We start from the raw sequence: 25,590 nt of genomic DNA, 5'->3' as shown, positions 1-25,590 counted from the left end.
TATAAAATGCTGAAAAACAAGATTGCCGCTTTATTTCTTTTGTTTTTGCTGCTAGGATTGGCCAGTTGCAACTCTACTACTTCCTCTGAAGTAAAAGAAACTGCGCTTACATCCAAAGACTCCCTCTCTAAAAATACAGAAGACAGAAGCATCGATTCGCTAAACGAATCCGCAATCAACGAATGGAGAATAGGAAACTATCAAAAAGCATTAGACTATATAACAAAAGCCTATAAGAAGGCAAAAGCGACAAATGACGAAGAAGAGCTAGCCAAAGTCCTAAACACGCTCGGACTCGTGCACTGGAGGCTTGAGAACAATGCCGATGCCATGGAATGTTATACCGAATCTGGAAAGATTGCCGAAAAACGAAACATGCACAGGTTATTAGGGCTCACCCATACCAACAGAGGATTGATCCTGAAAGAACAGCACAATTTCGAAAAAGCATTCTTTCACAACAACAAGGCCATCGAGATTTTTAAAACGTACGGATATTATAGAGACTTGGCCATTGCGCTCAACAATCAAGGGCAGATATTCAAGAACAAAGGAATGATAGACTCTGCCAGAGTATATTACTTAAGAGCTTTGGACAACTACAAAAAAGTAAATTACAAAGACGGTGCTGCGGCGAGCTATTACAATCTTTCCGATATCTATCTCCGACAAGGGGCAGAAAAACAATCGCTTGATGCCGTGCAAAAAAGCCTCAAGCTAAGCCTGGAGATCCAAAGCAAGGTACATATCACAGAAGCCTACCAAAAGATGTCCGAAGTTTACGAGCACTTTCACCAGCCCGATTCAGCCTTAAAATACTTTAAAATTTACAACGACTTGAACAAAGCCATACTCGTTGCCAATCAATCCAACATATTAGCCAGATACCAAGCCGACATGGGGAGCGAGGTCAAGAACCTCCAGATTAGGAATCTTGAAAAAGAACAAGAACTAGCAGAAAACAGGATATGGTTTATTGGAACGGGAATCATAATCGTGCTGCTTATCGTAGCCTTTTTTGTCTACAGATACCTCTCAAAAATCCGATACAATAAAAGAAAGCTGGAAATGGAGCTTTCTAACTCTAAAAAAATACTAGACGTAAAAGAACAAGAACTAAAAGCCTACATAATCGATCTGACCAAGAAAAGTGTCGCTATCAGCAAACTCCAAGAAGAAGTCTCAAAAGGACTGCAGCCACACAGCAAAAACGACTCAGAAGTAGCCCAATTGCTAGAACAAAAAATATTGACAGAAGAAGACTGGGAAACATTCAAGATCAAGTTCAAATCCATATATCCCGCTTTTTTCTCCCGAATCAAGCAATTTAAAATAACGCTGACAGAAGCAGAAATTCGCCTGATTGTCTTGCTTTATCTGGACCTATCAGGAAAAGAAATGGCGAAAATATTAGGCATTTCGCCCCAAAGCGTTAGAGTAGGGAAGATGAGGCTGAAGAAAAAGCTCAAAAATGAAGGCTATGACAGCGTAGAAGACTTTCTGCCAATGGTCATAAAATAACACCATCGTTTCAAGAATCAATCAAAATTAAAAAGAACGGCTTGCGGCCGTTCTTTTTCTTTAAAGGCCGGATTGCCCAGTTAGCTTATTAGAATACCATCGACTGCCTTCTCAAGAGCCGTATCTTGAATAGTCGGAATCATAGTCCCTTCTACACGGTAGACCGTAATATCGGTCATGCCCAAAAAGCCCAAAGCAGATTTCAGATACGGAACAGCAAAGTCATACGATGCCATCGGACCATCAGAATAGATGCCTCCAGACGCCATCGCGACATACACTTTTTTGCCTTTTACTAGGCCTTCGGGACCATTTTCATCATATTTGAAAGTCACTCCGGCTCTGGCAATATGGTCGATCCATGCCTTTAAGCTCGAAGGAATCCCGAAATTAAAAAGCGGCGTGCCAATGACAATGATGTCTGCGTCGGTGATTTCCTGAATGGCTTCGTCAGAAGGGCGTATGGCTTCCTTGTTTTGAGCCGACCTGTTTTCTTCAGGCGTAAAAAAGGAAGCGATGTGCATTTCATCAAGATGCGGGAACCGGTCTTTCAGAAGATCATGCTCCTTGACCTGGCTGTCTGGATAAGCAGCTTGTAGTTTTTCAATAATCGCATTGCCGAGCTTTATGCTCATAGACGCGTCGCCTCTAGGGCTGGAAATAATGTGCAGTATTTTTTTCATCTTTTTTCTATTTCTATGAGGCCAAAGTTATTTATCTTTGCTATGCAAAAGATAGCAGTATCCTAAAGGATAGTACTATCTTTAGGGATAGTAACAGACAAACAGCAACTTATGGAAATAGAACATACCCCAGAAGCCTGTACCAAAAGCCTTATGGCCGTGAGGGATACTTTAGATGTCCTTAACGGAAAGTGGAAGCTTCCTATCATAATTGCTCTTGACTCCGGCCCTAAAAGATTCAACGAGCTGGAAAGAATGATAACAGGAATAACGCCGAAATTGCTCTCAAAAGAATTAAGAGATTTAGAAGCCAACGAATTCATCACGCGCACGGTGTATCCGACAACTCCGGTCAAGATCGAGTATGCCTTGACAGGGTATAGCGGCACGCTTTCAAGAGTCATCGCAGAAATGAGAGACTGGGGAATCCAGCACAGAAAGAAAATTACAGGCAGGTAAACCTTTCTGCCTTATACAAAAGTGCCTATTGTTTCCGCTCTTGGAAACAATAGGCATTTTGCATTAGTCCAGTGTTATAAATAAAGAAGACCTAATCTGAGACGTCAGGTTTTTAGTCTTGTGTCCTTTTCCAGTAACATCTTCAACCAAAAGCACCTGTCCCGATTCAAAAACTCGCTTGTCGCCAAGCGAAGTCTCGATTTCAATGCTCCCGTCCAACAGCACGATATACTGCCTGGCCGGAGCCGTATGGAAATCATAATCATAGCTTGCCGCTACTTTCCGGAATACTACCGTTCCCGCTTTCTGTGCTTCCGATAAAAAGCCGATCGTGCCCTTTTCTTGCAAGGGGACGCTGACGTCTTCAAATCGGCTGTCGCCCTTTTCATCAGCATACAGGCGCGTAATTACAAAAGGTTCCATTAGTTAAAATACTTGCCGAGCCATTCTGCAGCAAGATCCAGATCTTGCTGCGTAAGGTTGTGGCTCGTGTTCAATTCAAAATGTGCAGTGTCAAATCCTGCTTTGGTCAATACCTCCAGATAATTTTCTGTAGCATTTGGGTCTACCGTAGGATCGTTTTTTCCAGAACTCAAAAAGACAGGTACCCTGCTTTTAGCAGCTGCGGGAAGGGTGTCTTTAAAAGGCAGCATAGGCCTAAAAAGAATAGCTCCGGCTAAAAAATCAGGTTCCAAGAACAAGGAAGCGCCTGCAATATTAGCCCCGTTCGAATAGCCGAGCGCTATAATCTTAGAAAGATCAAAACCCTCTTTCTCCGAAATTTCCTTTATAAAAGCAATCATTTCGTGCGTCCTGAATTCCAAGTCTTTCTCATCAAAGATGCCCATCCCGAGCCTCCTGAAAAAACGCGGCATGCCGTTTTCCAACACATTGCCTCGAAGGCTCAAGATATTAAAATCGGTACCCAAGCTTTCCGCTATCGGAATCAAGTCGTGCTCGTTGCCGCCTGTACCATGCAAAAGCAGCAGCGTTGCCGCTTGCGGGTTCTGTGACGGCTTGTATATATAGTGCAAAGGCTGAAAATCCATAGTTTCTTAATTTATTTTTACTAAATGTGCTTCAATCTGGTCGCGGCGTGATTCATATTGCGGCGGCAGTTTCAAATCCTTTCCTAGGTTTTCTAATGTCTCGTCGATGGTAAACCCTGGGTTGTCTGTCGCGATTTCAAACAATACCCCTCCTGGCTCCCTGAAGTAGAGTGAATGGAAATACTGCCTGTCGATCTGCGGCGTGATGCTCAACCCTCGCTTCTCGATCTTGTCACGGAAATGCATCAAGATCTCATCGTTTTTAACCCTAAACGCCACATGGTGCACGCTTCCGTTAGCTACATGGCCTCTTTTCTCGTCGGCTAATTCTACCAAGTCCACAATAGCGGCGCCTTCAACAGCATCCGTAGCATAGCGGTAGCGGTTTGCTTCCTGCTCGATCAGCTTGTAATCAAACACTTCGGTAAGGACGGCGGCCGTAGGCTTGATGGTGTTCAAGGTCAAGGTAATATGGTGAAAGCCCTTTGTAGCAACGTCTGCCTTCACTTCATCCGTTTCCCATGCCTTTCTGTGGTCTGGCGTTTTAGATTCGATCAATTCCAATTTCAATCCGTCCGGATCTAAGAAAGTAAGGTACTTTTCTCCGAATTTTACGGACGGCTTGTTGTAGATCACGTTGTACTCTTCAAAACGCTTCACCCAAAAATCCAAGCTTCCTTCGGGTACAGAATAGCCAATTTCGGTAGCCATTCCAGAACCTTTTCGGCCTTGCTGTATGCCTTCGCCCCAAGGGAAAAAAGTAAGTATCGTTCCCGCGCTTCCCACTTCATCGCCAAAATAAAAGTGATACGTGCCTGGATCGTCAAAGTTGACCGTCTTTTTGATGAATCGCAATCCCAAGACTTTAGAATAAAAATCAAAGTTACGTTTGGCATCTCCGGCAATCGCCGTAATATGATGTATGCCTAAAATTTTATTTTCCATGTGTTTTATGTGTTTGATTAGATATGCTTGTTAATTTATAGTACAAATTTACGGCAGTTCTAAAACGCAGGCATTGAACTAGGACAAGAAAATAAAATCGGCTCTTTCACGAAGCTTTTTTCTTGCCAAAAAGAATTCTTTTTAATTTTTTTCAAACTTTTCGCGCCCATTACGGAAAACCGTAAGGAAAGCCTTTTCGTCCTTTTTATATTTGAAAGGAAAGCCAACGATATATCCTTATCTGCTTTTTCGCATATTTTTTTGGATAGTGATCCGCATTCAATTTCATCATCTACCACGTAATGAAATTAGGCTGCTGGAGTTCTTAAATGATCGGCATGTTATAATCTAATGACACTAATATATGATCAAGAATCCCCCTTGCGCTCTTGTGTATATGGCCCTGCTGCTGTTTGTCCTTTGGGGCTGCGAAGAAGAGAAGCACATCGTTACCTACAATAACCTTGATTTATCAGAGCTCAAAGACCATGAGCACCTTTCCAAAGATTCCATTATCTGCTATATTATTTCCCAACACCAAGAAGTACCGCATTCTGCTGACTCAGCAGACTACGAATCGCACTATGACGTAGTCGGTTCAGACAAAGAAGGCAACATGGTAACGGGCTATGCCGATATTGAAGGAAAGCATGGAAAAGGCGCCATCGAAGACGATATGGGCAATGAGATTGAGGTCGATGTCGAATGGATCGGGAAGGATCGGCTGGCAGCCAAAGATCAAGAAGGCAATAATTGGGAACTGGTAGTTGAATAAATAATAAATAGTTAAAAAGGAAAAGATGATAATTAAAAAAGAAGACCTAAAAGAAAACAAGGATTTTAACCTTGAGGAGCACAGTCCGTTTATGATCTTGGATACGAAACATTTCCAATATTTTAGCGATGTAGAGAAGTTCGGATATTCTGTCGAGGTACTGAACGTGATTAATTCTATTACTTGGATCAATAAGCTATACAGAGACCTGAAATCGGATCTGCATATAGAAACCGAGATTTTTTATGAGATCATAGACTGTGTCTTGAACGGCAGGCATTTTAATGACACCCAATTAGAAAGGTATTATGCGGCGCAGCAGAAACTGGAACACTTCTCGAGCATAACGCACAAGCTGACCGATACGGACAATAATTTTGACGTGCCGTTTATCATCGATTTCATCATCTTGGGCACGAATCTGGAACGATACGACAGCCTTAACGAAGACAAGAGAGGAGAGCTTCACGATGAGTACGCGGCCTTGTTCTGCCAGATACGCACACAAGAAATCGAAATCGAAGATTTTCTATTGCAAGCCAAGGCGCTCGTTTTTAGCGTAAACGAAATAGAACTCGAAAACATCATCTAGATGTTGTTTTTATCAAATTGGTTATAAAAAAAGGGAGCTGCAATCGCAGCTCCTTTTTTTAACTATTCGGTTCAATATGAATCAGGATATAGCCCAGCTGCGGGATTTCCCGATGCAGCGTATCGATCAGCTGGTGGGCGAGGTCATGCCCTTCTTTTACAGTAATGGTGGCGTCTACAATCGCGTGCAGGTCTACATGATACTTCATGCCCGCTTTGCGGATAAAGCACTTTTCTGTCCCAAGAATTCCGTTTGAGGTGACCGAAACCTTTCTGATTTCTAGTACCAGGTCATCATACAGGTGCTCGTCCATAATCTCGCCCAGTGCAGGCCTAAAGATCAGGTAGCTGTTATAAAGTATCAGTCCCGATGCCAGCAGTGCCGCCCAATCGTCGGCAGACTCATATCCTTTTCCAAAGAACAAGGCAATCGAGATTCCGATAAATGCGGCTACCGAAGTGATGGCATCGCTCCTGTGGTGCCATGCGTCGGCCTTTAGCGAAGAGCTGTTCGTCTCCTTGCTTTTTTTCATGACCAAGCGGAAAGAAATCTCTTTCCAGATGATAATCGCCCCCAAGACAATCAGCGTATACGGCTTTGGCAGGTCATGCGGATTTCCTATGTTGACGATGCTTTCGTAGGCAATGATAGTAGCAGAGGTAATCAAGAAGCCAACGACCAAAAAGGTAATCAGCGGCTCCGCACGGCCGTGTCCGTAGGGATGATTCTCATCCGCAGGACGGCTTGAATACTTTAATCCAAACAAGACCAAGAAAGACGAAAAGATATCAGCCGTCGATTCTATCGCGTCTGCTATCAAGGCATACGAATTCCCAAAATACCCGGCCAGCCCTTTTATGAGCGCCAATGCCGTGTTTCCTATAATGCTAAAATAGGTCGTCTTGATGGCTGTTTCGGTATTTTTTGTCATCAGGTCAGGCTTGCGGGTTGGTGTTTTTAATTGGGTGCAAGATACTTCACGTTGTCGAGAATTTTTATATAAATCGTACTTTTTTATACATCAGTAAGGCTTGTTTTAATCGGCCCCAAAAAAGATAAAAATAAGCCTCAAAAAGTCTTTTTTTCGGCCTTGCTTCGGGTCTTCTTGCACCCTTGTTCGGTAAAAAAGTTTTTTTGCGAAATTTTCCCGAAGAAAACCCGAACGAGACCCGAACGAAACCCGAACAAAACCTCCTGAAAAATAAAGAGAAAAAATATGTATTATCTTACAGAAATTGACAAAAAACGAATAAATTTTCATTTTTTTCAATACCAGTTTTTAAAAATCTAGCGTCCCAATTCTTGTAAGAAAAGATTGAGGTCTTCTTCCTTTTGCAGACCTAATTTTTGCTTGATTCGGTAGCGGCTCATACGCACGCTTTTTGGCTCGATATGCATGAGCTGCGAAATCTGTCGGTTGTCCATCTTGAGGTAGAGGTAGGCGCAGAGTTTCATGTCGAGCAGCGTAAGCTTTTTGTGTGCTTTTTCATTGATAAGGCTGAAAAAATCAGGATGCACCTGCTGGATACGGAGCTTGGCATCTTCAAAATCCTTGTCCAGTATCATTTCTTCTTTCAGCAGTTTCTGCATGTTTACGGGGTCGCCATCGGCCAGCTTGTCCTTGATGTCAGAGAGCATGCGGTTTTTGTGTTCCAATTGCAATACGTTGGCCATGACTTCTTTCTGGAGCTGCTGCTGCTGGGTTTCCAGCAACTGCTGTTCTGCTTTTAGGCGTGCCTGCTCTTCTTTTTCCAGCAGCACCTGTATTTCAGATTCCTGCTTTTCTAATTTTAGCTGCTTTTCGCGTTGCAACGACAGGCGCAATTTAAAATGATAGGAGCGGAACATAAACAGCAGTCCTAGCGAAGAGGCAATCGCGATACACGCATACAAAAAGCCTTGGCGCCTGCGGCTTTCCTCGCGTTCTTTCAATAGGTGTACTTCGTTGTTTTTCTTTTCGGTCTCAAATTGTACTTCCAGCTTTTGGGCGGCCATGTCTTGTTTCTGCGCGAAATTTTTATTGGTGTACTCGGTTACTTCTTCTTGATAGGCGAGTGCTCTTTTAAAATCGCCTTGTTTTTTATAGAGGGCAGATAGGGAATGTACTACGCTGATCAGCGTATAATAATAAGGATGCTCTTCGGCCTTCATAAGGTTATAGGCTTCCAAAAGGTAGGCTTCTGCCTGTGTATAGTTTCCTTTACGCGCGGCATATTCGCTCAGTATGCCTAGGCTGCTGGCGGTCACTTCTTGGGTATTGCCCATATTTTTCACGATGTTTTTTGCGGCTTGGGCATATCGGATGGCCTGCGCTTCTGCGGTCTTGTCGGCAGCCGGAAAGTATTTGAGGTAGGCGCTGGCAATATTGATGCAGGTGATCGCATAGGTATAATTGGCTACTTGTTTCGGATAGCTATGGTAGAGCGTTTCCGACTTTTTCAGGTAGTATAAGACACTGTCAAGCGCTGTCTTGTTCTTCGCTGTTTTGTAGTTGTATTCGTGAGCTACCGACAGCGCAGTATAGCAATTGCTGAGCAGGTTGTAATCTTTGGTCTGCAGGGCATTTTCGACAGCCTTGTGGGCATAGGCGTTTACCTTGGGAATATTGTCCCAATCAGAATGGATGACATACAGCTGGTAATATAATTTGGCGACTATATAAGGGTCTGGCGCCTTTTCGAGTTCTTTTAGGCCGAGCTGGCAGAACTTCATCCGGTTTTCCGGATCTTCGAGCATCTTATACAGGAAGGCCTGCGCATAATAACCATACGCCATCGCTATAGGATTTCTGGCTTTCTGGGCGAGCATAAAAGCAGAATCGCTGTTTTTTTTTAGGGCAGCAAATTGCTGGTCGTTGGCTTTGATGACGGTGAGCAGTGTATAGGCTTTTGCGGCTTCGGTATAGTCTTTATAACGCAGCGCAATAGCGATGCCTTGTTTTGCTTTGGCTTCTGCTGCAGGATAGTTTCTCTCGATGCGGTAGGCTTCGGCAAGCTGGTTCAATAGGGCAGGCTTTTCTTTTTCGTGGAGTGCAGAGTTGGCAACGACCGCCAGCAGGCTGTCAGTGCGTGTGGTTTGTGCCGTGCTGCCAAAAGGCAGGCAGAGACAGAGCGCTATAAAAAATTTGTTTCGGATGCATTTCATGAGATTAAATGTAAGGAAAAATTGTCAAGAACCCATATAAAAATCGATGTACTACAGTAGTAGCATCAGTTGCAAAAGTGCTGAAAATCAGTATTTTTTTACTGTTGTAGTCGTATTGTAGACGCTCTTTAAAATACGGTAGATGGTTTGTAGGATAGCAAGGATTGGAAACAGCGTATCATGTTGCGGATATTTGTAATAGCAATAGTGCTGATAACCTAATCTTACATTGTTATGGACAACAAGACATTATCTATCGTTTCTTACATTACTATCGTGGGCTGGCTGATTGCCTACCTGGTCGGCAAAGACAAGGCAGATTCGCTGCTAAAATACCACCTGCGTCAGGCGCTAGGACTGGCATTAGTGAGCATTGCTTTTAATATTGTGTTGCGAATTGTGGCTTCGGTCGTTCCGGCCTTATCATTTCTAGGGCTTATCGGACTGGTTTTCTTGGTGTTCTGGATCTTAGGAATCATCAACGCAGCCAACGGTGCTGAAAAGCCAATTCCCATATTTGGCAAGATGTTCGAGGATAAATTTGCTTTTATAGGCTAATTCGTGCTCCGGCAGGAAACGCAGAACAAAGAGAATAACTGTCTTGGGCTGCCCTTTTTAGGGCAGCAGGGACTAAAAACAATCGGAATGAGCAACTACAAGTATTTTATACAAGAAGGAAACCGTTTCCACCTGAAGACAAGCAGGCCTATCGCTATTGTGCGTGCTATCGCATGCTTGGCAATAGGCATTACGGTTTATTTTATAGTGCCTCCAGAGAAGAAAATCGGTCTCTGGGGCGCCCTGATTTTTGTGTTTTTTGCCTTGGTCAACTTGTTAAAAACGACAAAAAGGCTGGTCATCGACACAACGGCAAGGACGATTACCCACAAAAATAACCTGCTGAATGCCGAAGCGGTCTACCGCTATGATGATTTTGAGCAGTTTTATGTGCTTACCGGAAAGTACCTCTTTCTCACCATGGACAGTACTGCTTTCTTCATCTTCAATCAAGAAGGCCGTGAGAAGCGGGTGCCGATAGTGGTCGGATTGTTCAGCACACGGCCTGTACAGGACGCTATCAATGAAACCAGCAGCATTATGGGTTTTGATGCCCGATAGTGGGCTTGTCGTATTGAACTTGGTATAACTCTTTTAATTAGGTGTCATGATGAAGTTGAAACTGTTTTTAGTAGCGATCGCCTTTCATGCTCTCGGGTCTGCGCAAGAAAAAAAATATCTGGCGCAAGTCCGGCTGAATGATAAATATGGCTATATCAATACTTCTGGCAAAGAAGTCGTTCCCGTTATTTATGATGATGTGGGCGCCTATGGTAGTATTGACGACAGCGGTACTTGGGGCGACAATCTTATTCCGGTCAATATCGGAAAATCGAATCCTGCGCTCATCGATCCGCCCATGCCGAAACTAGCTGTCGACCCTGGAAAGGCATCCGATTCAATCGAAAACTCTTCTATCTATATCCAATTGGGGCCGCCTGCAGGAGAGCAGGGTGCAGGCAATGCCGACGGCCAATGGGGCTACTGCAATGCCGCTGGCGTATTGGCCATTCCGGTTCAGTTTGACAAAGCCTTGCCGCTCAGCGAGGGCAGGGCAGCTGTAGAAATCAAAGGCCGTTGGGGCTATATCGATACGACGGGCAAGATTATAATTCCGGCCGTATATGAAAAGGCCGAGGCTTTCTCGGAAGGATATGCCGCAGTCCAAAAAAAAGGACGTTACGGCTATATCAATACCCAAGGCGAAGAGGTCATAGGGTTCCAATACGAGAGCGCTCGTTCTTTTAAAAGCGGACGTGCCCGAGTGTTTGAAAAGAAAGATCAGAATACGAATAGGAAAGGCATGGCCTGCTGGGCCATCAATAAAAAAGGGGAAAGGGTTACTGCTGCCGATTATGATATCGAATCTGATTTTTCGGAAGGACTGGCAATATATTCTCTATCTAAGTTAGAGCCCTATGCTGCGGTACGGTACGGAATAATTACTACGGAAGGAAAGATACTGACGCCTCCTGTATATGACGAGATTTGGGACTTTACTGACGGCCTGGCTAAAGTCATGGTCTACAAATCGACAGCAGATTTAAGAGAGGCATATCCGGCGTATGGCTATATCAATACCCAAGGGAAGGAAGTCGTCAAGCCGCAGTTTGCTACCGCAGAACAGTTCCGCTATGGCATGGCGGTCGTATCAGAAATTGATGATACGGATGACGGCTGGCCGCGCTATGGGCTGATCAACACCAAAGGAACTTTTGTATTGGATTTCAATTGGAAGTACTTGAGGCTGATTGACGGCAGCCAGCTTTGGGCAGTTCCCTTAGACAATTCCCAGATGAGAAGAATCACGACTAAAGGAAAAACGCTGGGATCTTTTACGGATGCCCATCTTTTGGATTTAGGCAACGGCTTGTTTCTTGAGACGAATGGATACGGAGAACCTGTAGCTTTTGCGGGCTCGACGGCCAAAATAACAATCGACCTTGCCAAGCATCAGGATACCAAGTTTTTGGCGTACCAATTCGCATTGGTCCGATTCGGCGAGCCGTGCAGCAGTTGCGAAGGCTATGACGCGCAGCGGCAGGGCCTGATGGATTTGAAAGGCAATGTGGTTACCAAGACCAAGTATTCTGAAATCTCCGACTTTGAGCCTACCGATACTAAATGATCGCTTGACACAGCATAGAAACGTGCTACACATCTACAGTATATGAATCGATACCAACTAACACTAACGCCTTCCCAGCTCAGCATAAAGCCTTATTTTGGCTATAAGGGCAAGATACGGCTGTTCAGCCTTTTGGCTTTGCTGCTGTTTGGCAGCCTGCCTTTTCTAAGAGCTATAATCGGCTATGACTTGCAATGCGTAGGCTATGTGCTTGGCGGTTGCATGGTGGTGTATGCCTTATATGATTTTCTGTTCCACCTAAACGTAACGTTCTTGTTTGATAAGGAGACGGCCAGCATCTATAAGATCAATGCGCCGTTTTATAAGAAACGGCTGATGGGATTTGAAGAAATGCTCATCATCAATTCTTGGGAATGCGGTGCCATGCACTATGTCATCGGCAGGAAAGGGAAACAGTTCTTAAAGAACTATAGCATCAGCGATACTTTTACCGACAGCAAAAAGAGCCGCGAGAGGGAAGTAGCTTATATAGAGGAAGTATTGGGACCTATCTTGGATTTTGTCAGAAATGCATAATTTGATACTTCGGATGTCGCAAAACAACTACTAAAACACAATAGAAATGAAACGAGGTTTTGGATTATTTTGGATACTGTTCATGCTGTTCTACGCTATTCCTTTCCCAATGCTCTTGTATTACAACATCAAGAGCGAAGACTCGCCTGAGCTGGGCAGTACAAGTCCGTGGGTGGCATTGGGCCTTTTGGCCGTATCTGTTGTCTTGTGGCTGCTGCTTCTGGCCGGCTATTTTAAGAAATGGGTACTGTCTAATTTTATTGCAAAACGGAATATCGAACGCTTGAAAGCGCATGGAATACTGCGGCTGGCAGAAATCAGGTCGGCCGTAAAGATTTCTAAAGACGGCAGCCGGTACGATACCTACGAGCTTCGTCTGGCATTCAAGAACCTGGCAGATTCTGAAATCATACAAAAGACGGTTGTAAACGATGCAAGGCCATCGGAGCGCCGTTTTGAAGCAGGCAAAAAGGTAGAGGTGCTCATTGATAGGGAGATAAAGCACGTTCCGTATTTTACATTTGCCAGTTCAGAGGCCACGATACGTCCGCTGGGCATTCTGCTTGTGTTTTTGGGCTGGATCGCAGTAGTCGTCTTGGTGGTTGGGTATTACGTCTATTCGTATCAGACAGAAAATATAGGGATGGGCTGGCGCTTTATGGCGTTCTGGCATCCCCTGATTATCTGTCCGGCCGTGCTTTTGTTTTACAGGGGCTTGCTGCGGCTGATTTTTAACCGCATCGGCGGCAAAAGGCTAGACGAGGCGGTGCTGATCAAGTACAAGGGCATACGCACTACCGCAAGGCTTATCAGTGCAAGCCAGACCGGAACGTACATCAACGAGCAGCCGATGGTACGCTTCCAGCTAGAATTTACCGACCACCTGAAACGGACCCGGAGGGCAGAAATCAAAAAAATCGTCGACCTGCTCGACCTAAACAGTGCCAAGCAGGAAACGGCAGTCATTTTTTATCTCAAGGACCATCCAGACCGTATTGCGTTTGAGGCGGATCTGGAAGAAATAAGCTAGACAGTATGAAAAAAGCATTAACCTTACTCTTGTGCGGCTCCTTTTGTATGGGCTGCCAACAGTTTTCAAAAAGCATCGAAGATACATTTCATCCTGCCGTGAAAGAAACGGTGGTGCCGCCAGCCGCAGTGCCGCCACATTCAAGTCCGTATGAGGCGGCTGTTGAAGAGCAGATAAAGCAGATCGAGCAGCAGGTCACTACTATGGTAGAAACGCATACGACGACTCATACAGTGCATCATAAAGAGGGCAGGGATATTAATTTCCTGATGGATGAAGGCAAGTTAAATGAGGCGGAAGTGGCATTAAAGAAGCTGCCGCAGTATGCAGGAAAAGATATCTTTATTTATGCCACGATTCATTTTTATAACGAAGGCAGCATCCATGTGATGCTCCAGCACCCTGAGAATCCGAAGTATGTAGACAGCTATGAATATAAAAAAGGGCAATGGTCTGAGCCGAGCCCGAAGCTGTTATCGGTAAGGGACAATATACAGAGCAGGATGGTTCCGCTAAGCAGCGTGCGCTTTGCTACCGTGGCCGCTATTGCCAAGACGTATAATGAAAAGGCGGCGCAGGTGGAAGGGGCAAAGCCGACGACAAGCGTGTATGTTTCGGTTTGGGACAACCGCATGCGCTGGTTTCCGTCGAGCATCAACGGCAGCCGCGAGCGTTATGCTATTGAGTTTGGCACCGACGGAACGTTGAAAAAGTTTGAGCAGGAATAAGACAATGCTAGTGTATTGCCTTATTCCTGCTCAAAAGTTCTTGATTCTATTTCGGGCTCTATTGCTTGAAAATCCGCCTTATATTTTTTCGAGCACGATAGCCGATGCGCCGCCGCCGCCGTTGCAGATGGCTGCTACGCCAAATTTTCCGTTTTCTTGGTGCAGTACAGAAATAAGGGTAGCAATAATTCTCGCACCAGAGGCTCCGATAGGATGCCCCATGGCAACGCCGCCGCCATATACATTGACTTTTTCAGGGGCAATGCCTAAGATTTTCTGGTTGGCTAAAATAACTGCTGAATAAGCTTCGTTGATCTCAAAATAATCAATAGCTTCCAGCGCAAGACCTGCTTGTTTCAGGGCTTTTGGGATGGCAATAGAAGGGGAGGTGGTAAACCATTCTGGAGCCTGTGCCGCATCTGCATAGCCGATAATCTTGGCTAGCGGAGTAAGGCCGTATTTCTCTAAAGCTTCTTCAGAAACAAGCAGCAGCGCTGCAGCGCCATCATTCAGGTTGCTGGCATTAGCCGCAGTGATGGTGCCGCCTTCTTCAAACGACGGTTTTAGGGTCGGTACTTTTTCGGGGATGATCTTAAAAATATCCTCGTCTTCAGAAATTAGGGACGTGCCGCTCTTTTGGGCTATGGAAATCGGAATAATCTCGTTTTTGAACTTGCCGTTTTTGGTCGCCTTTGCGGCCTTTTCATAAGAAGCTACAGCAAAGGCATCTTGCGCTTCGCGGGTCAGGCCGTATTCGCGGGCACAGATTTCTGCCGCATTTCCCATATGAAAGTTATTATAGACATCGGTCAGTCCGTCTTTCAGCAGTCCGTCGACCAACTGTCCGTGTCCCATCTTGTTGCATTTGCGCTGTTGTATGTAATGGGGCGTATTGCTCATGCTTTCCATGCCGCCCGCAACTACGACAGTATCGATGCCAAGCTGTATCTGCTGGGCTCCGAGCATGACGGCTTTCATGCCAGAGGCGCAAACTTTATTGATGGTGGTTGCATCGGTTTCATCCGCAATTCCGGCAAATTTAGAGGCCTGTCGGGCTGGAGATTGTCCGAGATTGGCGCTCAATACATTGCCCATATAGACAGAGTCGACCGCATCGGTTGGGATGTTGGATTCTTGCAGTACGTTTTCAATGGCAAGCGTTCCCAATTCTATGGCAGACAGATGGGAAAGCGTGCCGAGAAAGCCTCCGATGGGCGTTCTCTTAGCTAGTGCGATATATACATTTTTCATATTCTTGAAACTATAAATGAGCCGCAAAAATATACCAATCGGTATAATTAAGCAACTCATTTAACTTTTATTTTTAGGAAAGCCTTTTGCTTGAAAGGCTGAGGTTGTGATGCTTAGTTCTTTTGGATCCAGTTAAGCGCGTAGTCTGCTTCTTCTTTCCAGGTAGGGAGTCCGAGCACAAAGTGGTTCTTTCCTTCAAATTCCTTGTAGTTCGTAACCGAGCCGTTGTTCTTGTATTTCTTATAGTTCTTGTAGTTTAGCGATGCGGGCATGATGTGGTCTTTGTTGCCAGAAATAAAAAGAAGCGGGGCATGAGGCTTGCTGAAATCGATTCTGGAAACGCTGGTCAGGGTATCTCTCAATACGGTTCTGGATTCTGGAATCGTGTTCTTTTCGTAGGCATCTTTCTGTACGGCATAGGATAGTCCGTTGGTAAAGGCATATTGCCATTCCTTAAAGCTCATCAGGTGTGTTTTTTTGGTAGAGCTGAACGGCCCTAGCGGTTTCCACAATGATTTTAAGAAAGAGAATTCAAAAGAGAGTACGCCTTGCGGTGGTGCGGAGTGGATGGCTACTGCTGCCGCTGCGATACCGCGCTGCAATAATAGCTGGGCTGTCAATCCGCCTAGCGAATGTCCGATCAGGATAGGCTTTTCTGGCAGTTCTTGGATGATCTTGGCATAATGGTCAAGCACTTCGGAATACCTTAGGTTGGCCAATCCGGTATCGTTAGGTTGCCTGTCTCTCAAGGTTGAGGCTGGGGCATCTTTTTGGGGCCAGGCTGGTGCTAGGGTGGTATAGCCTTTGCTTTCAAAATAGGCTCTCCATTGGTCCCATCCGGTATGGCTAACGAAGGCACCGGTAATAAATACGACTGTTTTTGATTTGATATTTTCCATTGTAATATGATTTTAATTTAATATTTCTTGTTTTGGATAGGCATGGCATCGGGGTTCGATGCCATGCCATTGTTTGGATTATTTTAGGTGTTTTTGGAGTTCGGCTCCGGCATGAATGAATAGTGATTTTGTGGTTGGGAGTTCTGCCAAGGCATTTAGGAGTCCGAAGTCGTGAATCATGCCGTCATAGCGAACGGTGGTTACTTGCACTCCGGCTTCGTCTAGTTTTCTTCCGTAGGCTTCTCCTTCGTCACGCAGGATATCGTTTTCTGCTACTTGGATCAGTGTTGGAGGAAGTCCCTTAAAGTGTTTCGCGTCTGCACTTGCCGGAGAGATATAGATGCTCTTGCGGGCTTCGGCATCTGTAGTGTATTGGTCAAACATCCATTGCATTACAGAAGAGGTTAGGAAGCGGTCTTTCCCAAATTTTTTATACGATGTTGTCTCAAAATTGGTGTCTGCCACGGGCCAGAAGAGTACTTGCGATTTGATTTCAGGCCCGTTTTTCTCTTTTGCCATCAGGGTTACGGCTGCTGCCATGTTGCCGCCGGCACTGTTTCCGACCATGGCAAGTCTTTTTCCGTCTACGTTGATTTCATCTCCGTGCTCGGCTACCCATTTGGTAGCGGCATATATTTCATTGATGGCGGTAGGGTATTTAGCTTCTGGCGATGGGGTGTAGTTTACAAAAACGGCCGTATATCCTGAAGCTACTACTAGATCTCTTACGAATCGTTTGTGCGTTGGGTAATCTCCGAGTATCCATCCGCCGCCGTGGATGAACATAAAGGCAGGTAGCTTTCCAGTCTTACCTTGCGGACGGACGATGTTTAGTTTTACGGTAAGGCCGTCGCTCGTAATCGTTTTTTCTGATTCTTCAATTCCCGAAAGGTCTACCTTGACGCCTGCTTGGGCATTTACTAAAACGTTTCTGGCATCTTCTTTAGATAGTTTTTCTAGGGGTGTTCCGCCAGAGTTCAATACTTTTAAGAATTCTTTGGTGCCCCTGTCGATGTTCGGGTCGGTGGCATAATCTTGGATTTCTACGTCTTCTGAAGCTGTTTCTTGTGCTTCGTCTCCTGTTCTTACGCTAATTTTTGGATTGTCTGAGCAGGATGCTGTAAGGATAGTCAAGAATAACAATCCGGTAGCTGGTCTTAAAAAAGTTGTTGTTTTCATAATAAAGGTGGTTTTAAATTGATTAATTATTATTTATTGAGTGTTATAAAATTGTGTATGTAGTTTGCGGTGAGTTCTGGGTATTGGTGCTGTGGTGCGTGTCCAGTGTGTGGGAAGACAATCATTTGCGTAGTCGGCAATTCCCTAAGCAATGCGAACCAGTTTTCTACGGCAAAGCTGATATCGTGGTCGCCTGAGATGACCAGAATTGGGGTCTGCGTGGTTTGCAATTGCTCCCTAAAGTTTTGCTTGTCTTCTCTAAATCCGGCGCCTCCTTTGAAATAGCGTTCGAAGACCTCTTGTGTGGCTGGAATTTTAGAAACGTCGATTCTTTTATAGATCCTGTCGTGCGACAGCTGGGCGGCTTTTTTGCTGCTTTCGGATTTGGGCTCGAAGAACAGGACGATTTCGTCATCAAAGCTGTTGATCGGTTTAAGTGCCCGGTCAAAGAAGACTTGTTCTAGGGGGATTTCGTTTTTTCCGGGAGGGTTTGTGCCGACTAAGATAGAATGCGTAACCAGTTCGGGATATTGGAACGTGGCTGCCTGAGCTACCAATCCGCCATACGACCAGCCTAGGACGATGATTTTTTTAAGCTTCAAGGCATCGGACAGGTCTTTGATGTCTTTTGCTACGGTCGGGATATCCGTAGGAAGCGTTCCTGTTGAAGAACCGATTCCGGTATAGTCAAACGTAATGACGTTGTAATTTTCTGCCAGCTTGTCTAAGAATAAAGGATCCCAAGTGTCTAATGTTCCTCTGAAACGGTTTACGAGAATGATCGGTGTTCCTTTCCCGATAGAGCGGTAGGCAATTTTTCTGTCGCCAGTGGCAGCATACTGTGTTTTTGAGCTGGCTGCGTTTTGGGCTTCGGCTTGTCCTCCTGTGGCAAGGAGCAGTGCTAAGCTGATAAGTGTAGTCTTGATTTTCATGTTGTAGTATTTTATGGTTATTGTTTATTTAATATCCTTTTGTCTGTACCTTTTTGGCTGTTGTGACAAATTGATAGTACAAATGTATAGCGCATCTGAACGTCAAAGAGTTATCTGGTGTTGCATACTGTTATTTAGTGTTAAGTGGAAACGATATCTTTATTATTTATCTATTTTTGTTTTATGAGAAAACCAAGAGTTAACATAAGCAATAGGGTCATACGGCTGTATGCGGGCATTGCGATTGCCTTGATAGCGACCTTTCAGGTGTATTGGCTGTACTCTGTATATGCAGAACAAAAAATCTTAGTTGTGAAGGAAGCCGAAAATATCCTTCAGGCTCGGGTATTAAAGAAAGACCTGAATGCGCTTGCAGGTACTGGAGCAGCTTCTGGCTTGTCGGATAATGTCAGCAGTAAATTGGCAGATGTCTTGAAATCATTAAAAGGAGAAGATATAAAAGTGAAGATTTCGTATGAAGGAGATGAGCTTCTTGACAACCAGGCTACCGATGCCTTGAACCAGATGATGGAAAAGAACGATGCGGCTCAGATGGATATCAAGCCGTATTATCTGGATATCAAAAAAGAGATGAATGCTTCTTATCCCGGATTGGAGTTTTCATTGTTGGTTGAAAAAGGAAAAAACAAGCTGGTCTTTCCGCAACATAAATGGAAAAACACGAACAACAATTCTCAAAAGATAGTCTCTCAAATTGATTCGGGGAGAACCTACCAGTTGTATTTTAGGAACCTTATGGAGGTGATCTTATACAAGATGTTTGGGTCGATACTGCTGTCGCTCCTCTATCTTTTGATTTGCGTGAGCGCCGTGATTTTCTTGCTGAAGAATATCGACAAGCGAAGAAGGCTTATGGAGATGAAGGATAATTTCACGCACAATATGACGCACGAGTTCAAGACTCCGCTGGCTACGCTGTATGCGGCTACCGAGGCGCTGACTACGTATAATATTCTGGATGACAAGGAAACGGCAAGGGAATACATCGGCTTGATGCGGAATGACCTGAAAAGGCTTTCTGCCATGACCGAATCGATCTTGAACGATGCAAAATTGAGCAAGGGCAAGATGGTGATGGATTTCCAGATGGTAAAGCTTCGTGATTTTGTTGAGGGTATCGTATCGGACTTAAAACCGCAATTGGCCATAAAAAAAGCGGTGGTGGCGCATGAAACCATCCCTGATACTATTTTTGTTACGGTAGACAAGGAGCATTTTACGAATGTCTTTACGAACCTGATCGACAATTCGCTGAAATATTCTGCTGAGGATGCGCGAATCTTGATTGAGGCGGCAGAAGATGGCAAGTTTACAACAATTCGTTTTTCGGATAATGGAATCGGAATTGACCTGAAGTACAAGAATCAGATATTTTCTTCTTATTTTCGAGTTCCGAATGGCGACCAGTATAAAGTAAAAGGCTATGGGCTTGGCTTGAGCTATGTGAAGGATGTGGTTGCGCTTCATGGCGGTACGATCGAATTGGTCGATTCAAAAGACAATCTGGGAACTACATTTGAAATCATCTTACCTGTATAATATGGACACTATAAAAGTACTTTATCTAGAAGACGAGGAGTCATTAGGCAAAATAACGAATGACATGCTGGTCAAGAATGGCTTTTCGGTTCAATGGATTTTGGACGGAAGAAAAGGTTTGGAAGTGTTTAAAGCTAAGATCTTTGATATTTGTATTGTGGATATCATGATGCCCGGACTGGACGGCTACTCGTTTGTGAAAGAGATCCGGAAGACCGACCCGAACATTCCGGTGATTTTTCTAACGGCCCGTTCCTTGACAGAAGATGTGGTAAAAGGGTTTGAGATAGGGGGCAATGATTATCTAAAAAAGCCTTTTAGCATTGAAGAATTGATCATACGGATGAAGGCGCTGCTGAATCGGGTGACGGTTTCAAAGAGCGAGCCTCAGGCTCAGACTACGTTCCAGATCGGCAAGTATGTTTTTGACCATTCGAGTATGGAACTGAGCAGCGGCGAAAAAAAAACAGTACTCACACATTTGGAAAACGAATTGATCCTGCAATTGATCTTAAACAAGAACAATGTGCTGCAAAGGCAGCGTGTGCTTCAAGACTTGTGGGGCGACGATACTTTCTTTAATGCGAGGAGCATGGATGTCTTTATTACGAAGATACGAAAGCATTTTGCGGACGATGATGCCATTTCTATCGTGAACATTAGGGGAATAGGGTATAAGATGATTGTCAAAGAAGGCTTGTAGGGGAAGATTGTGCATAAAGCGCTTATAAGTAATTTTCTTACTCTTTGCCTTTCAACGAAATAATTGTATTTTTGACAGGTAAACTGACCGATCCCCATGGTAACCGAATTGAAAAAAATACTACTAGCTGACGACCACAGCGTTGTCAGGCATGGAATTTCCTTAATACTGAAGGAATCCTTTCAAGGGATTTCAGTAGACCATGCAGAAAGCTTTCCTTCTGTATTGTCACAGCTGAAAGAAAATGCCCCTGACTTATTGTTTTTAGATATCAACCTTCCGGGTGGCAACAGCACCAAGATGATTGAAAAGATCAGGGAATCACACCCTGACCTGACCATCTTGATGTTTTCGGCTTATGACGAAGAGCAGTATGCGCTGCGTTATATCCATGCCGGAGCCAACGGCTTCTTGAACAAGCACAGTTCAGAAAGCGAGATCGTGAACGCCGTGCAGGTGGTCATGGAAACCGGAAAATACATCAGCGCTGCCGTCAAAGAGAAGATCTTGGAGAATGTCTTGCACAAGACTCCTATCAATCCTCTAGAAAGCCTGTCGGATCGAGAAATCGAGGTAGCCGGACTTTTGGCTCGCGGGGAAGGGAACTTGGAAATAGCCAACCTGCTGAACATCCAGATGACAACGGTAAGCACTTATAAGAATAGGATTTTCGAAAAGCTGCGCATCAATAATGTAGTCAGCCTGGTCGAGATGCTGAAGATTTACGATAACTAGCTACTTTTTTCTTCTTGCAGCCAGATAGTGATTTCGGTTCCTTTGCCGAGCGTGCTTTCAATATCGATACTGCCGTTTAGGATAATCAGCAGTTCGGTGATCATGGGCAGTCCCATTCCTGTTTTTCTGGCATTTTCTGATGCTTTGGTACTTTTGGTATTCGCATAGAATGCTACTACATCGGGAGGTATTCCTTTGCCCGTATCCTTGATTTTTATAAAGATGTTTTCTCCTTTTCTTCCCGAAGTAAAGCTAATCTTGCCATTTAAGGTATTCTTGACAGCATTATCCAGCAGGTTGTGGATGATAATAGAAAGCAAGAGCTTGTTGGTCGTCAGTATGCTGCTGCGGTCAATCCTGTTGGTTATTTCTGTTTTTTGGGACGCCGCAATGTTCAGGAATATTTTTATCTTTTCTTCTACAAGACCGTATAGGTTGTAGGGGTCTGACGAATTTTCCTGCTTGCTTACCTTGGTATATTCCAGAAGATTGTCTACAAAATTAAAGAGATGGAACGATGAGGTGTAGATCGATTTCAGGTCTTCGGCTATCGCAGCAGTGTCGTTAATATTTTGGTAGGCATGCTTTCCGGTCAGCGCCAAGAAACGGAGCGGGCTTTTGATATCGTGCGTTATGGTTCCGATAAGTTTTTTGTGGTTGATGATCTCTTCGCTGAGGTTTTCCTTGGTCTTTCTGAGCGTGCTGATGGTGTTCCTGAGCTGGGAAGTCTGTTCCGCAATTTTTTTCTCCAGAAGGATATTCTTTCTTCTGATGTATCGGATTCTCATCTTTATAGTATAGAATACCAGCAGCAGTCCGATGATCACAAGGAGGATGTTAAACCAGATTGTTTCATAGAAGGCTGGCGGCACGAGTATGGTGAGCGTCTTGTATTTGTAGCCGGAGTTAAACCCAGTAAGCTTTCGGGCCGTAAGATAATAGGTGCCGTGCGGCAGCGACGTATAGGAAATCTCGTTGTCTTTAAGCGGAATCCAATTTTGGGAGATTGGTCCCTGCAGCCTGATTTCAATATTCTGGTTGTTAGGATTTCCGTAATACGGGCTGTTGATAAACAGCCTGAGCCTTCCGAAATCATTTTTTAGCTGCAGCGTATCGTTGCCGATTTCTTGGTAGCGGCTGTCGACTTCGGCTTCCTGGAAATAGATATCATTGTCGGGCAGGAGCAGTTTTATCTTTTCGGGAGAAAAGAGAACAATGCCCCGCATGGAAGGAAACGAAATGGAATTGTTCTCCAGCCGCAGGCCGCAAGGCTGGCAGCCGCCGTTAAATTCGTTGGTATAAAATCCGTCCGACTTGTCATAATACTGGTAGTAGACGTGTTTTGTTTTCTGCTCCGAATATTCAAAAAGGTTCTTTTTGGATACCTGAAAGAGCCCCTTGTTGGTTGTTATCCACAAGTAGCCGTTCTGGTCTTCGATCATGCAGTGCGATGAGAGCAGGTAGCGGTTCTTGTCGATAGGGAAGTGGGTGGTCTTTTTGGTAAACTGGTTGTAAAGAAAGAATCCCTTTTCGTAGGTAGCTACCCATATTTCGTCGGGCTTGCCGATATAAATGCTGCGGACATAGGTATTCGAAATCTCTTTGATGTTCTCTATCTTTTTCTCCTTTAGAAAAATCCGGTGGAATCCCAGATGTGATCCTGTCCAGATAATATTGCTTTCAATTTCTGCCATATAGGTAGGGTTGAAAGGCAGGTTCATATAGAGCCTAAAGCTGGGCTTTTTTTTCGGGTCGGATGTGTCTAGCATAAAGAGCTTGCCATCAGGCGAGCCGACAATGGCGGTTCCGGCCAGCATTTCGCCTTTTTTGGTTTCAAACAGCTGGATGACGCGGTCTTCGAAAAACCATTTGTCGATGGTCGAAAAATGAGTCTTTTTATTTAGTCTGTAGACCGTATTATTGTCTTTGGTCCATATATTGCCCTGCTTGTCGGTGAGAAGCGTATAATTGTCGGTCTCTATGTTGAATACGAGTTTTTTCTGGGCTCCCTGCTCGCTGAATATTTCTCCAGAGGCAGTCAGGAAGCTGTTCTTGCCATAGTGAATCTGGGCATAGTACACGCCATTCTTGTTGTTGCCCAAGATGCTCTTGAATTTTTTCTTCTTGACGATAAGCAATCCGTTGGTACTGCTCCCGAGATAAAGAGTCTCATTTTGGAAGTCGTAATAATAGGAAATGATATTGTTCTTGGCGATGTCGAAATGGGTAAGGAGCGGCTTCAGCTGCAGCTTTCCTTGATGGCTCTCGAGCAGATAGACTGTATTGTTGAAAGTAAAGAAAGTCTGCTGCGCGACCTGGTTGGGAATCAGCTCAAAGCCTGAGGACGGGAGTCCTTCTATAGTAGTAAAATAGGCCCGCCCGTTTTCAAAACGCACGAAATTTTTAGCCGTATAAGAGTAGAGTACGTTGTCGCAAATAAAGAACGTGGCATCGAGATCGTGCGCGATTTCCCAAAGGCGCTTGCTGTCTCTGGTAAAAGCGGTAATGGTTCCATCAGCAAGCTTAAAGTAGCTGTTGTCGGTTTTGTAGATTTTGTGGATAAAATATCTTTTTCCCTTCAGCAGTTGGTTTTGGATGCGAAAAGACTCTGGAATTTTGCTATCGGGAATTATAGCTGGCTTGTTCTTTCGGATGAGGATCAAGTCGGCAAAATCGCTGAGCACATAAATACTGTCGGTAGCTACGGTGCCTCTGAAATAGCTGATCCGGTTTGTGGTCAGTCCCTTGAGGTTCTCGATGTTAAAGACCTTGAATTTGTTTCCGTCATACCGCACGAGTCCGTTTTCGGTCGAAAGCCACAAGAACCCATAACGGTCTTTGATAATCGATTTTACGCTGTTTTGCGGCAGGCTGTTGTCGTCGGCAGAATGCCATATAAGGTCGTAATCTCTATTTTCTTGCTGTGAAAATAAAGGAGAAGAGCTAAAGAGCGAGATAAGATATATGTATAAAAAGTGCTTGGGAAAACGCATCGTTACCAGATATTAATCTGTGGCATAATAATATCTTAATCTGAACGGGGCAGTTCAGTGTCCAATATTACGAAGATAAGGATGAGAAACGCCGGCTTTCTTTGTAGAATTAATTCTACAAAGAATAGTGATATGAGCCACAATTTTTTCGACAGCCAATGTGGAATTTAGTAAAAGATTTGGCCCTATTAATTTTATTGGTTTTGATTACTTCATGCAAGGGAGAGGGTTTCTTTCCCTTGCATATTATTTTTAGAGTATATGCGTTTGACTGCTTTTGCCGATAGGCATAAAAATACGATCCATACGATACAGCTCAGGAGCCTTTTGGCAGAATTTACAGGAACTTTTCTGCTGACATTTTTTGCTCTTGCGGCTTCGGCTGTAGTAGGGTTTCAGGATGCTTTTTTGAACCAGATCCTGGCCTGCTTTTCCATCGGAGGCATTACCTTTTTGACTACTTTTTTTCTGTATTCCGTGTCGGGATCACATTTTAATCCTGCCGTTTCGGTCGGGTTTTTTATCGCAAACCGGATCGGTTTTAGCAAGCTGGTTGTCTATATATGCACCCATATCATAAGCGGTCTCTTGGCTACGCTGCTTGTTTTTTTCTTGTTTTCGGATAATAGGAATGATTCTATCTTGCTGTTTTCTACACCTGTTGTCCCGCATCATCCCGAAAGCCTGATGCTTTCGTCGGTATGCCAGAGCGTAATGATGTTTATTGTATTGCTGCTTTTTTTAGGCCTGACGTATTTGCAGAAAGGCAGGCTCTATATGGCAACTTTTATGGCAATAGCCATAGGCATTGCCAACTTTGTCAACCTGTCGATTACCAGCTATCCATTGAATCCGGCCATGACAGCAGGAGAGCTGCTGCTTTTTAGAAAGCACGAAATGTTGGATGCAGTAATCGTCTGGCTCTCTCCATTTGCAGGTGCCTGCATGGCAGGGATTATTTACTTCATCACTTTTATCAGGCCTGTCCATTAGAGACTAGCCTAAAACAATATCAAGGCTTGTAGAATTTATTCTACAAATGCTGTATTTATTATCTACAACGCCTACGGTTCATACTAAGGAAATTTGCACGGTCATGGTTGCTCTAGCAATCTGGCTTGCCTTTGAACCTATTTATTAACCAAATCCATTCGTGTATGCGTAAAAATTATGCTCTTCTAAGCTGATT

General features: G+C 44.4%; 25 protein-coding genes. 14 read left to right on the top strand and 11 right to left on the bottom strand.

Going from position 1 to position 25,590, the window contains the following annotated elements; translation table 11 throughout:
* Positions 1–6 precede the first annotated feature (6 nt).
* The gene (locus tag CLV94_RS15465) at positions 7–1,521 is read left to right on the top strand and encodes a tetratricopeptide repeat protein (protein WP_121377417.1); all 1,515 of its coding nucleotides are present in this window, start codon (positions 7–9) and stop codon (positions 1,519–1,521) included.
* 80 nt (positions 1,522–1,601) lie between these two features.
* On the opposite strand, the gene CLV94_RS15460 is transcribed toward CLV94_RS15465, so the two are convergent.
* Positions 1,602–2,204, bottom strand: coding sequence for an FMN-dependent NADH-azoreductase (locus CLV94_RS15460; protein WP_121377416.1), 603 nt, complete (start codon positions 2,202–2,204; stop codon positions 1,602–1,604).
* A gap of 111 nt (positions 2,205–2,315) precedes the next feature.
* On the opposite strand from CLV94_RS15460, the gene CLV94_RS15455 reads away from it, so the two are divergent.
* Entirely contained in the window at positions 2,316–2,663 is a 348-nt protein-coding gene (locus CLV94_RS15455; RefSeq protein WP_121377415.1) for a winged helix-turn-helix transcriptional regulator, read from the top strand.
* 63 nt (positions 2,664–2,726) lie between these two features.
* On the opposite strand, the gene CLV94_RS15450 is transcribed toward CLV94_RS15455, so the two are convergent.
* Genes CLV94_RS15450 through CLV94_RS15440 form a run of 3 tightly spaced genes read right to left on the bottom strand, consistent with a single transcriptional unit; the run spans position 2,727 to position 4,657 of the window.
* The gene (locus CLV94_RS15450; RefSeq protein ID WP_121377414.1) at positions 2,727–3,086 is read right to left on the bottom strand and encodes a cupin domain-containing protein; all 360 of its coding nucleotides are present in this window, start codon (positions 3,084–3,086) and stop codon (positions 2,727–2,729) included.
* The gene (locus CLV94_RS15445; protein WP_121377413.1) at positions 3,086–3,712 is read right to left on the bottom strand and encodes an alpha/beta hydrolase; all 627 of its coding nucleotides are present in this window, start codon (positions 3,710–3,712) and stop codon (positions 3,086–3,088) included. Before CLV94_RS15445 ends, CLV94_RS15450 begins: the two co-directional genes overlap by 1 nt.
* A 6-nt stretch (positions 3,713–3,718) precedes the next feature.
* Positions 3,719–4,657, bottom strand: coding sequence for a ring-cleaving dioxygenase (locus tag CLV94_RS15440; RefSeq protein ID WP_121377412.1), 939 nt, complete (start codon positions 4,655–4,657; stop codon positions 3,719–3,721).
* Between the two features lie 364 nt (positions 4,658–5,021).
* On the opposite strand from CLV94_RS15440, the gene CLV94_RS15435 reads away from it, so the two are divergent.
* Both CLV94_RS15435 and CLV94_RS15430 read left to right on the top strand, forming a co-directional pair.
* A complete protein-coding gene (locus CLV94_RS15435; RefSeq protein ID WP_147406645.1) occupies positions 5,022–5,432 on the top strand; it encodes a hypothetical protein in 411 nt (136 codons plus the stop codon).
* Positions 5,433–5,457: 25 nt separating this feature from the next.
* The gene (locus CLV94_RS15430) at positions 5,458–6,024 is read left to right on the top strand and encodes a hypothetical protein (RefSeq protein WP_121377410.1); all 567 of its coding nucleotides are present in this window, start codon (positions 5,458–5,460) and stop codon (positions 6,022–6,024) included.
* Positions 6,025–6,082: 58 nt separating this feature from the next.
* Here CLV94_RS15430 and CLV94_RS15425 read toward each other — a convergent pair whose 3' ends face one another.
* Positions 6,083–6,955, bottom strand: coding sequence for a cation diffusion facilitator family transporter (locus CLV94_RS15425; RefSeq protein ID WP_121377409.1), 873 nt, complete (start codon positions 6,953–6,955; stop codon positions 6,083–6,085).
* Positions 6,956–7,311: 356 nt separating this feature from the next.
* Positions 7,312–9,168 carry a transcriptional regulator gene (locus CLV94_RS15415; protein ID WP_121377407.1) on the bottom strand — a complete coding sequence of 619 codons (1,857 nt, stop codon included), beginning with the start codon at positions 9,166–9,168 and terminating at the stop codon, positions 7,312–7,314.
* A 234-nt stretch (positions 9,169–9,402) separates the two neighbouring features.
* Here CLV94_RS15415 and CLV94_RS15410 point away from each other — a divergent pair, with 234 nt between their 5' ends.
* The 6 genes from CLV94_RS15410 (at position 9,403) to CLV94_RS15385 (ending at position 14,149) form a co-directional block, all read left to right on the top strand.
* Positions 9,403–9,726, top strand: coding sequence for a DUF4870 domain-containing protein (locus CLV94_RS15410; RefSeq protein WP_121377406.1), 324 nt, complete (start codon positions 9,403–9,405; stop codon positions 9,724–9,726).
* 87 nt (positions 9,727–9,813) lie between these two features.
* On the top strand, positions 9,814–10,287 hold the full coding sequence (locus CLV94_RS15405; protein ID WP_121377405.1) for a hypothetical protein: 474 nt from the start codon (positions 9,814–9,816) through the stop codon (positions 10,285–10,287).
* A 46-nt stretch (positions 10,288–10,333) separates the two neighbouring features.
* The gene (locus CLV94_RS15400) at positions 10,334–11,854 is read left to right on the top strand and encodes a WG repeat-containing protein (RefSeq protein ID WP_121377404.1); all 1,521 of its coding nucleotides are present in this window, start codon (positions 10,334–10,336) and stop codon (positions 11,852–11,854) included.
* A gap of 42 nt (positions 11,855–11,896) precedes the next feature.
* Positions 11,897–12,391: a hypothetical protein gene (locus tag CLV94_RS15395; RefSeq protein WP_121377403.1), complete on the top strand. Its 495-nt coding sequence runs from the start codon at positions 11,897–11,899 to the stop codon at positions 12,389–12,391.
* 46 nt (positions 12,392–12,437) lie between these two features.
* Positions 12,438–13,421 (top strand): hypothetical protein, encoded by a 984-nt coding sequence (locus tag CLV94_RS15390; RefSeq protein ID WP_121377402.1) that lies wholly within the window; start codon positions 12,438–12,440, stop codon positions 13,419–13,421.
* Positions 13,422–13,468: 47 nt separating this feature from the next.
* On the top strand, positions 13,469–14,149 hold the full coding sequence (locus CLV94_RS15385) for a hypothetical protein (RefSeq protein ID WP_245982610.1): 681 nt from the start codon (positions 13,469–13,471) through the stop codon (positions 14,147–14,149).
* Between the two features lie 78 nt (positions 14,150–14,227).
* Here the strand turns inward: CLV94_RS15385 and CLV94_RS15380 are convergent, their stop codons facing one another.
* The 4 genes from CLV94_RS15380 to CLV94_RS15365 form a co-directional block, all read right to left on the bottom strand.
* On the bottom strand, positions 14,228–15,400 hold the full coding sequence (locus tag CLV94_RS15380; protein ID WP_121377400.1) for an acetyl-CoA C-acyltransferase: 1,173 nt from the start codon (positions 15,398–15,400) through the stop codon (positions 14,228–14,230).
* Positions 15,401–15,513: 113 nt separating this feature from the next.
* The gene (locus CLV94_RS15375; protein WP_121377399.1) at positions 15,514–16,299 is read right to left on the bottom strand and encodes an alpha/beta hydrolase; all 786 of its coding nucleotides are present in this window, start codon (positions 16,297–16,299) and stop codon (positions 15,514–15,516) included.
* Positions 16,300–16,377: 78 nt separating this feature from the next.
* The gene (locus CLV94_RS15370) at positions 16,378–17,478 is read right to left on the bottom strand and encodes an alpha/beta hydrolase (RefSeq protein ID WP_121377398.1); all 1,101 of its coding nucleotides are present in this window, start codon (positions 17,476–17,478) and stop codon (positions 16,378–16,380) included.
* A 29-nt stretch (positions 17,479–17,507) separates the two neighbouring features.
* Entirely contained in the window at positions 17,508–18,410 is a 903-nt protein-coding gene (locus CLV94_RS15365; protein WP_121377397.1) for an alpha/beta fold hydrolase, read from the bottom strand.
* Positions 18,411–18,593: 183 nt separating this feature from the next.
* Between CLV94_RS15365 and CLV94_RS15360 the strand changes: the two genes are divergently transcribed.
* The 3 genes from CLV94_RS15360 to CLV94_RS15350 all read left to right on the top strand — a co-directional run bounded on the left by CLV94_RS15360 (position 18,594) and on the right by CLV94_RS15350 (position 21,408).
* A complete protein-coding gene (locus tag CLV94_RS15360) occupies positions 18,594–19,970 on the top strand; it encodes a sensor histidine kinase (RefSeq protein WP_121377396.1) in 1,377 nt (458 codons plus the stop codon).
* A gap of 1 nt (position 19,971) precedes the next feature.
* Entirely contained in the window at positions 19,972–20,673 is a 702-nt protein-coding gene (locus CLV94_RS15355) for a response regulator transcription factor (protein WP_121377395.1), read from the top strand.
* 108 nt (positions 20,674–20,781) lie between these two features.
* Entirely contained in the window at positions 20,782–21,408 is a 627-nt protein-coding gene (locus tag CLV94_RS15350; RefSeq protein ID WP_170148816.1) for a response regulator, read from the top strand.
* Here the strand turns inward: CLV94_RS15350 and CLV94_RS15345 are convergent.
* The gene (locus tag CLV94_RS15345) at positions 21,405–24,401 is read right to left on the bottom strand and encodes a ligand-binding sensor domain-containing protein (RefSeq protein WP_121377393.1); all 2,997 of its coding nucleotides are present in this window, start codon (positions 24,399–24,401) and stop codon (positions 21,405–21,407) included. The genes CLV94_RS15350 and CLV94_RS15345 overlap by 4 nt on opposite strands.
* A gap of 261 nt (positions 24,402–24,662) precedes the next feature.
* Between CLV94_RS15345 and CLV94_RS15340 the strand changes: the two genes are divergently transcribed.
* Complete coding sequence (locus CLV94_RS15340; protein ID WP_121377392.1) at positions 24,663–25,394, top strand: aquaporin; 732 nt, start codon at positions 24,663–24,665, stop codon at positions 25,392–25,394.
* Positions 25,395–25,590 lie beyond the last annotated feature (196 nt).

The organism is Flavobacterium endophyticum (genome assembly GCF_003634455.1).
GTDB classification, from domain to species: Bacteria; Bacteroidota; Bacteroidia; order Flavobacteriales; family Flavobacteriaceae; genus Flavobacterium; species Flavobacterium endophyticum.
The sequence above is the reverse complement of the archived record's forward strand: the minus strand, read 5'-3'. Positions and strand labels throughout refer to the sequence as shown.

What these genes read in the sequence shown, in the direction of transcription:
- CLV94_RS15465 (WP_121377417.1), top strand. Translation starts at nt 7, where the DNA reads ATGCTGAAAAACAAGATTGCCGCTTTATTTCTTTTGTTTTTGCTGCTA.
- CLV94_RS15460 (WP_121377416.1), bottom strand. Translation starts at nt 2,204, where the DNA reads ATGAAAAAAATACTGCACATTATTTCCAGCCCTAGAGGCGACGCGTCT.
- CLV94_RS15455 (WP_121377415.1), top strand. Translation starts at nt 2,316, where the DNA reads ATGGAAATAGAACATACCCCAGAAGCCTGTACCAAAAGCCTTATGGCC.
- CLV94_RS15450 (WP_121377414.1), bottom strand. Translation starts at nt 3,086, where the DNA reads ATGGAACCTTTTGTAATTACGCGCCTGTATGCTGATGAAAAGGGCGAC.
- CLV94_RS15445 (WP_121377413.1), bottom strand. Translation starts at nt 3,712, where the DNA reads ATGGATTTTCAGCCTTTGCACTATATATACAAGCCGTCACAGAACCCG.
- CLV94_RS15440 (WP_121377412.1), bottom strand. Translation starts at nt 4,657, where the DNA reads ATGGAAAATAAAATTTTAGGCATACATCATATTACGGCGATTGCCGGA.
- CLV94_RS15435 (WP_147406645.1), top strand. Translation starts at nt 5,022, where the DNA reads ATGATCAAGAATCCCCCTTGCGCTCTTGTGTATATGGCCCTGCTGCTG.
- CLV94_RS15430 (WP_121377410.1), top strand. Translation starts at nt 5,458, where the DNA reads ATGATAATTAAAAAAGAAGACCTAAAAGAAAACAAGGATTTTAACCTT.
- CLV94_RS15425 (WP_121377409.1), bottom strand. Translation starts at nt 6,955, where the DNA reads ATGACAAAAAATACCGAAACAGCCATCAAGACGACCTATTTTAGCATT.
- CLV94_RS15415 (WP_121377407.1), bottom strand. Translation starts at nt 9,168, where the DNA reads ATGAAATGCATCCGAAACAAATTTTTTATAGCGCTCTGTCTCTGCCTG.
- CLV94_RS15410 (WP_121377406.1), top strand. Translation starts at nt 9,403, where the DNA reads ATGGACAACAAGACATTATCTATCGTTTCTTACATTACTATCGTGGGC.
- CLV94_RS15405 (WP_121377405.1), top strand. Translation starts at nt 9,814, where the DNA reads ATGAGCAACTACAAGTATTTTATACAAGAAGGAAACCGTTTCCACCTG.
- CLV94_RS15400 (WP_121377404.1), top strand. Translation starts at nt 10,334, where the DNA reads ATGATGAAGTTGAAACTGTTTTTAGTAGCGATCGCCTTTCATGCTCTC.
- CLV94_RS15395 (WP_121377403.1), top strand. Translation starts at nt 11,897, where the DNA reads ATGAATCGATACCAACTAACACTAACGCCTTCCCAGCTCAGCATAAAG.
- CLV94_RS15390 (WP_121377402.1), top strand. Translation starts at nt 12,438, where the DNA reads ATGAAACGAGGTTTTGGATTATTTTGGATACTGTTCATGCTGTTCTAC.
- CLV94_RS15385 (WP_245982610.1), top strand. Translation starts at nt 13,469, where the DNA reads ATGGGCTGCCAACAGTTTTCAAAAAGCATCGAAGATACATTTCATCCT.
- CLV94_RS15380 (WP_121377400.1), bottom strand. Translation starts at nt 15,400, where the DNA reads ATGAAAAATGTATATATCGCACTAGCTAAGAGAACGCCCATCGGAGGC.
- CLV94_RS15375 (WP_121377399.1), bottom strand. Translation starts at nt 16,299, where the DNA reads ATGGAAAATATCAAATCAAAAACAGTCGTATTTATTACCGGTGCCTTC.
- CLV94_RS15370 (WP_121377398.1), bottom strand. Translation starts at nt 17,478, where the DNA reads ATGAAAACAACAACTTTTTTAAGACCAGCTACCGGATTGTTATTCTTG.
- CLV94_RS15365 (WP_121377397.1), bottom strand. Translation starts at nt 18,410, where the DNA reads ATGAAAATCAAGACTACACTTATCAGCTTAGCACTGCTCCTTGCCACA.
- CLV94_RS15360 (WP_121377396.1), top strand. Translation starts at nt 18,594, where the DNA reads ATGAGAAAACCAAGAGTTAACATAAGCAATAGGGTCATACGGCTGTAT.
- CLV94_RS15355 (WP_121377395.1), top strand. Translation starts at nt 19,972, where the DNA reads ATGGACACTATAAAAGTACTTTATCTAGAAGACGAGGAGTCATTAGGC.
- CLV94_RS15345 (WP_121377393.1), bottom strand. Translation starts at nt 24,401, where the DNA reads ATGCGTTTTCCCAAGCACTTTTTATACATATATCTTATCTCGCTCTTT.
- CLV94_RS15340 (WP_121377392.1), top strand. Translation starts at nt 24,663, where the DNA reads ATGCGTTTGACTGCTTTTGCCGATAGGCATAAAAATACGATCCATACG.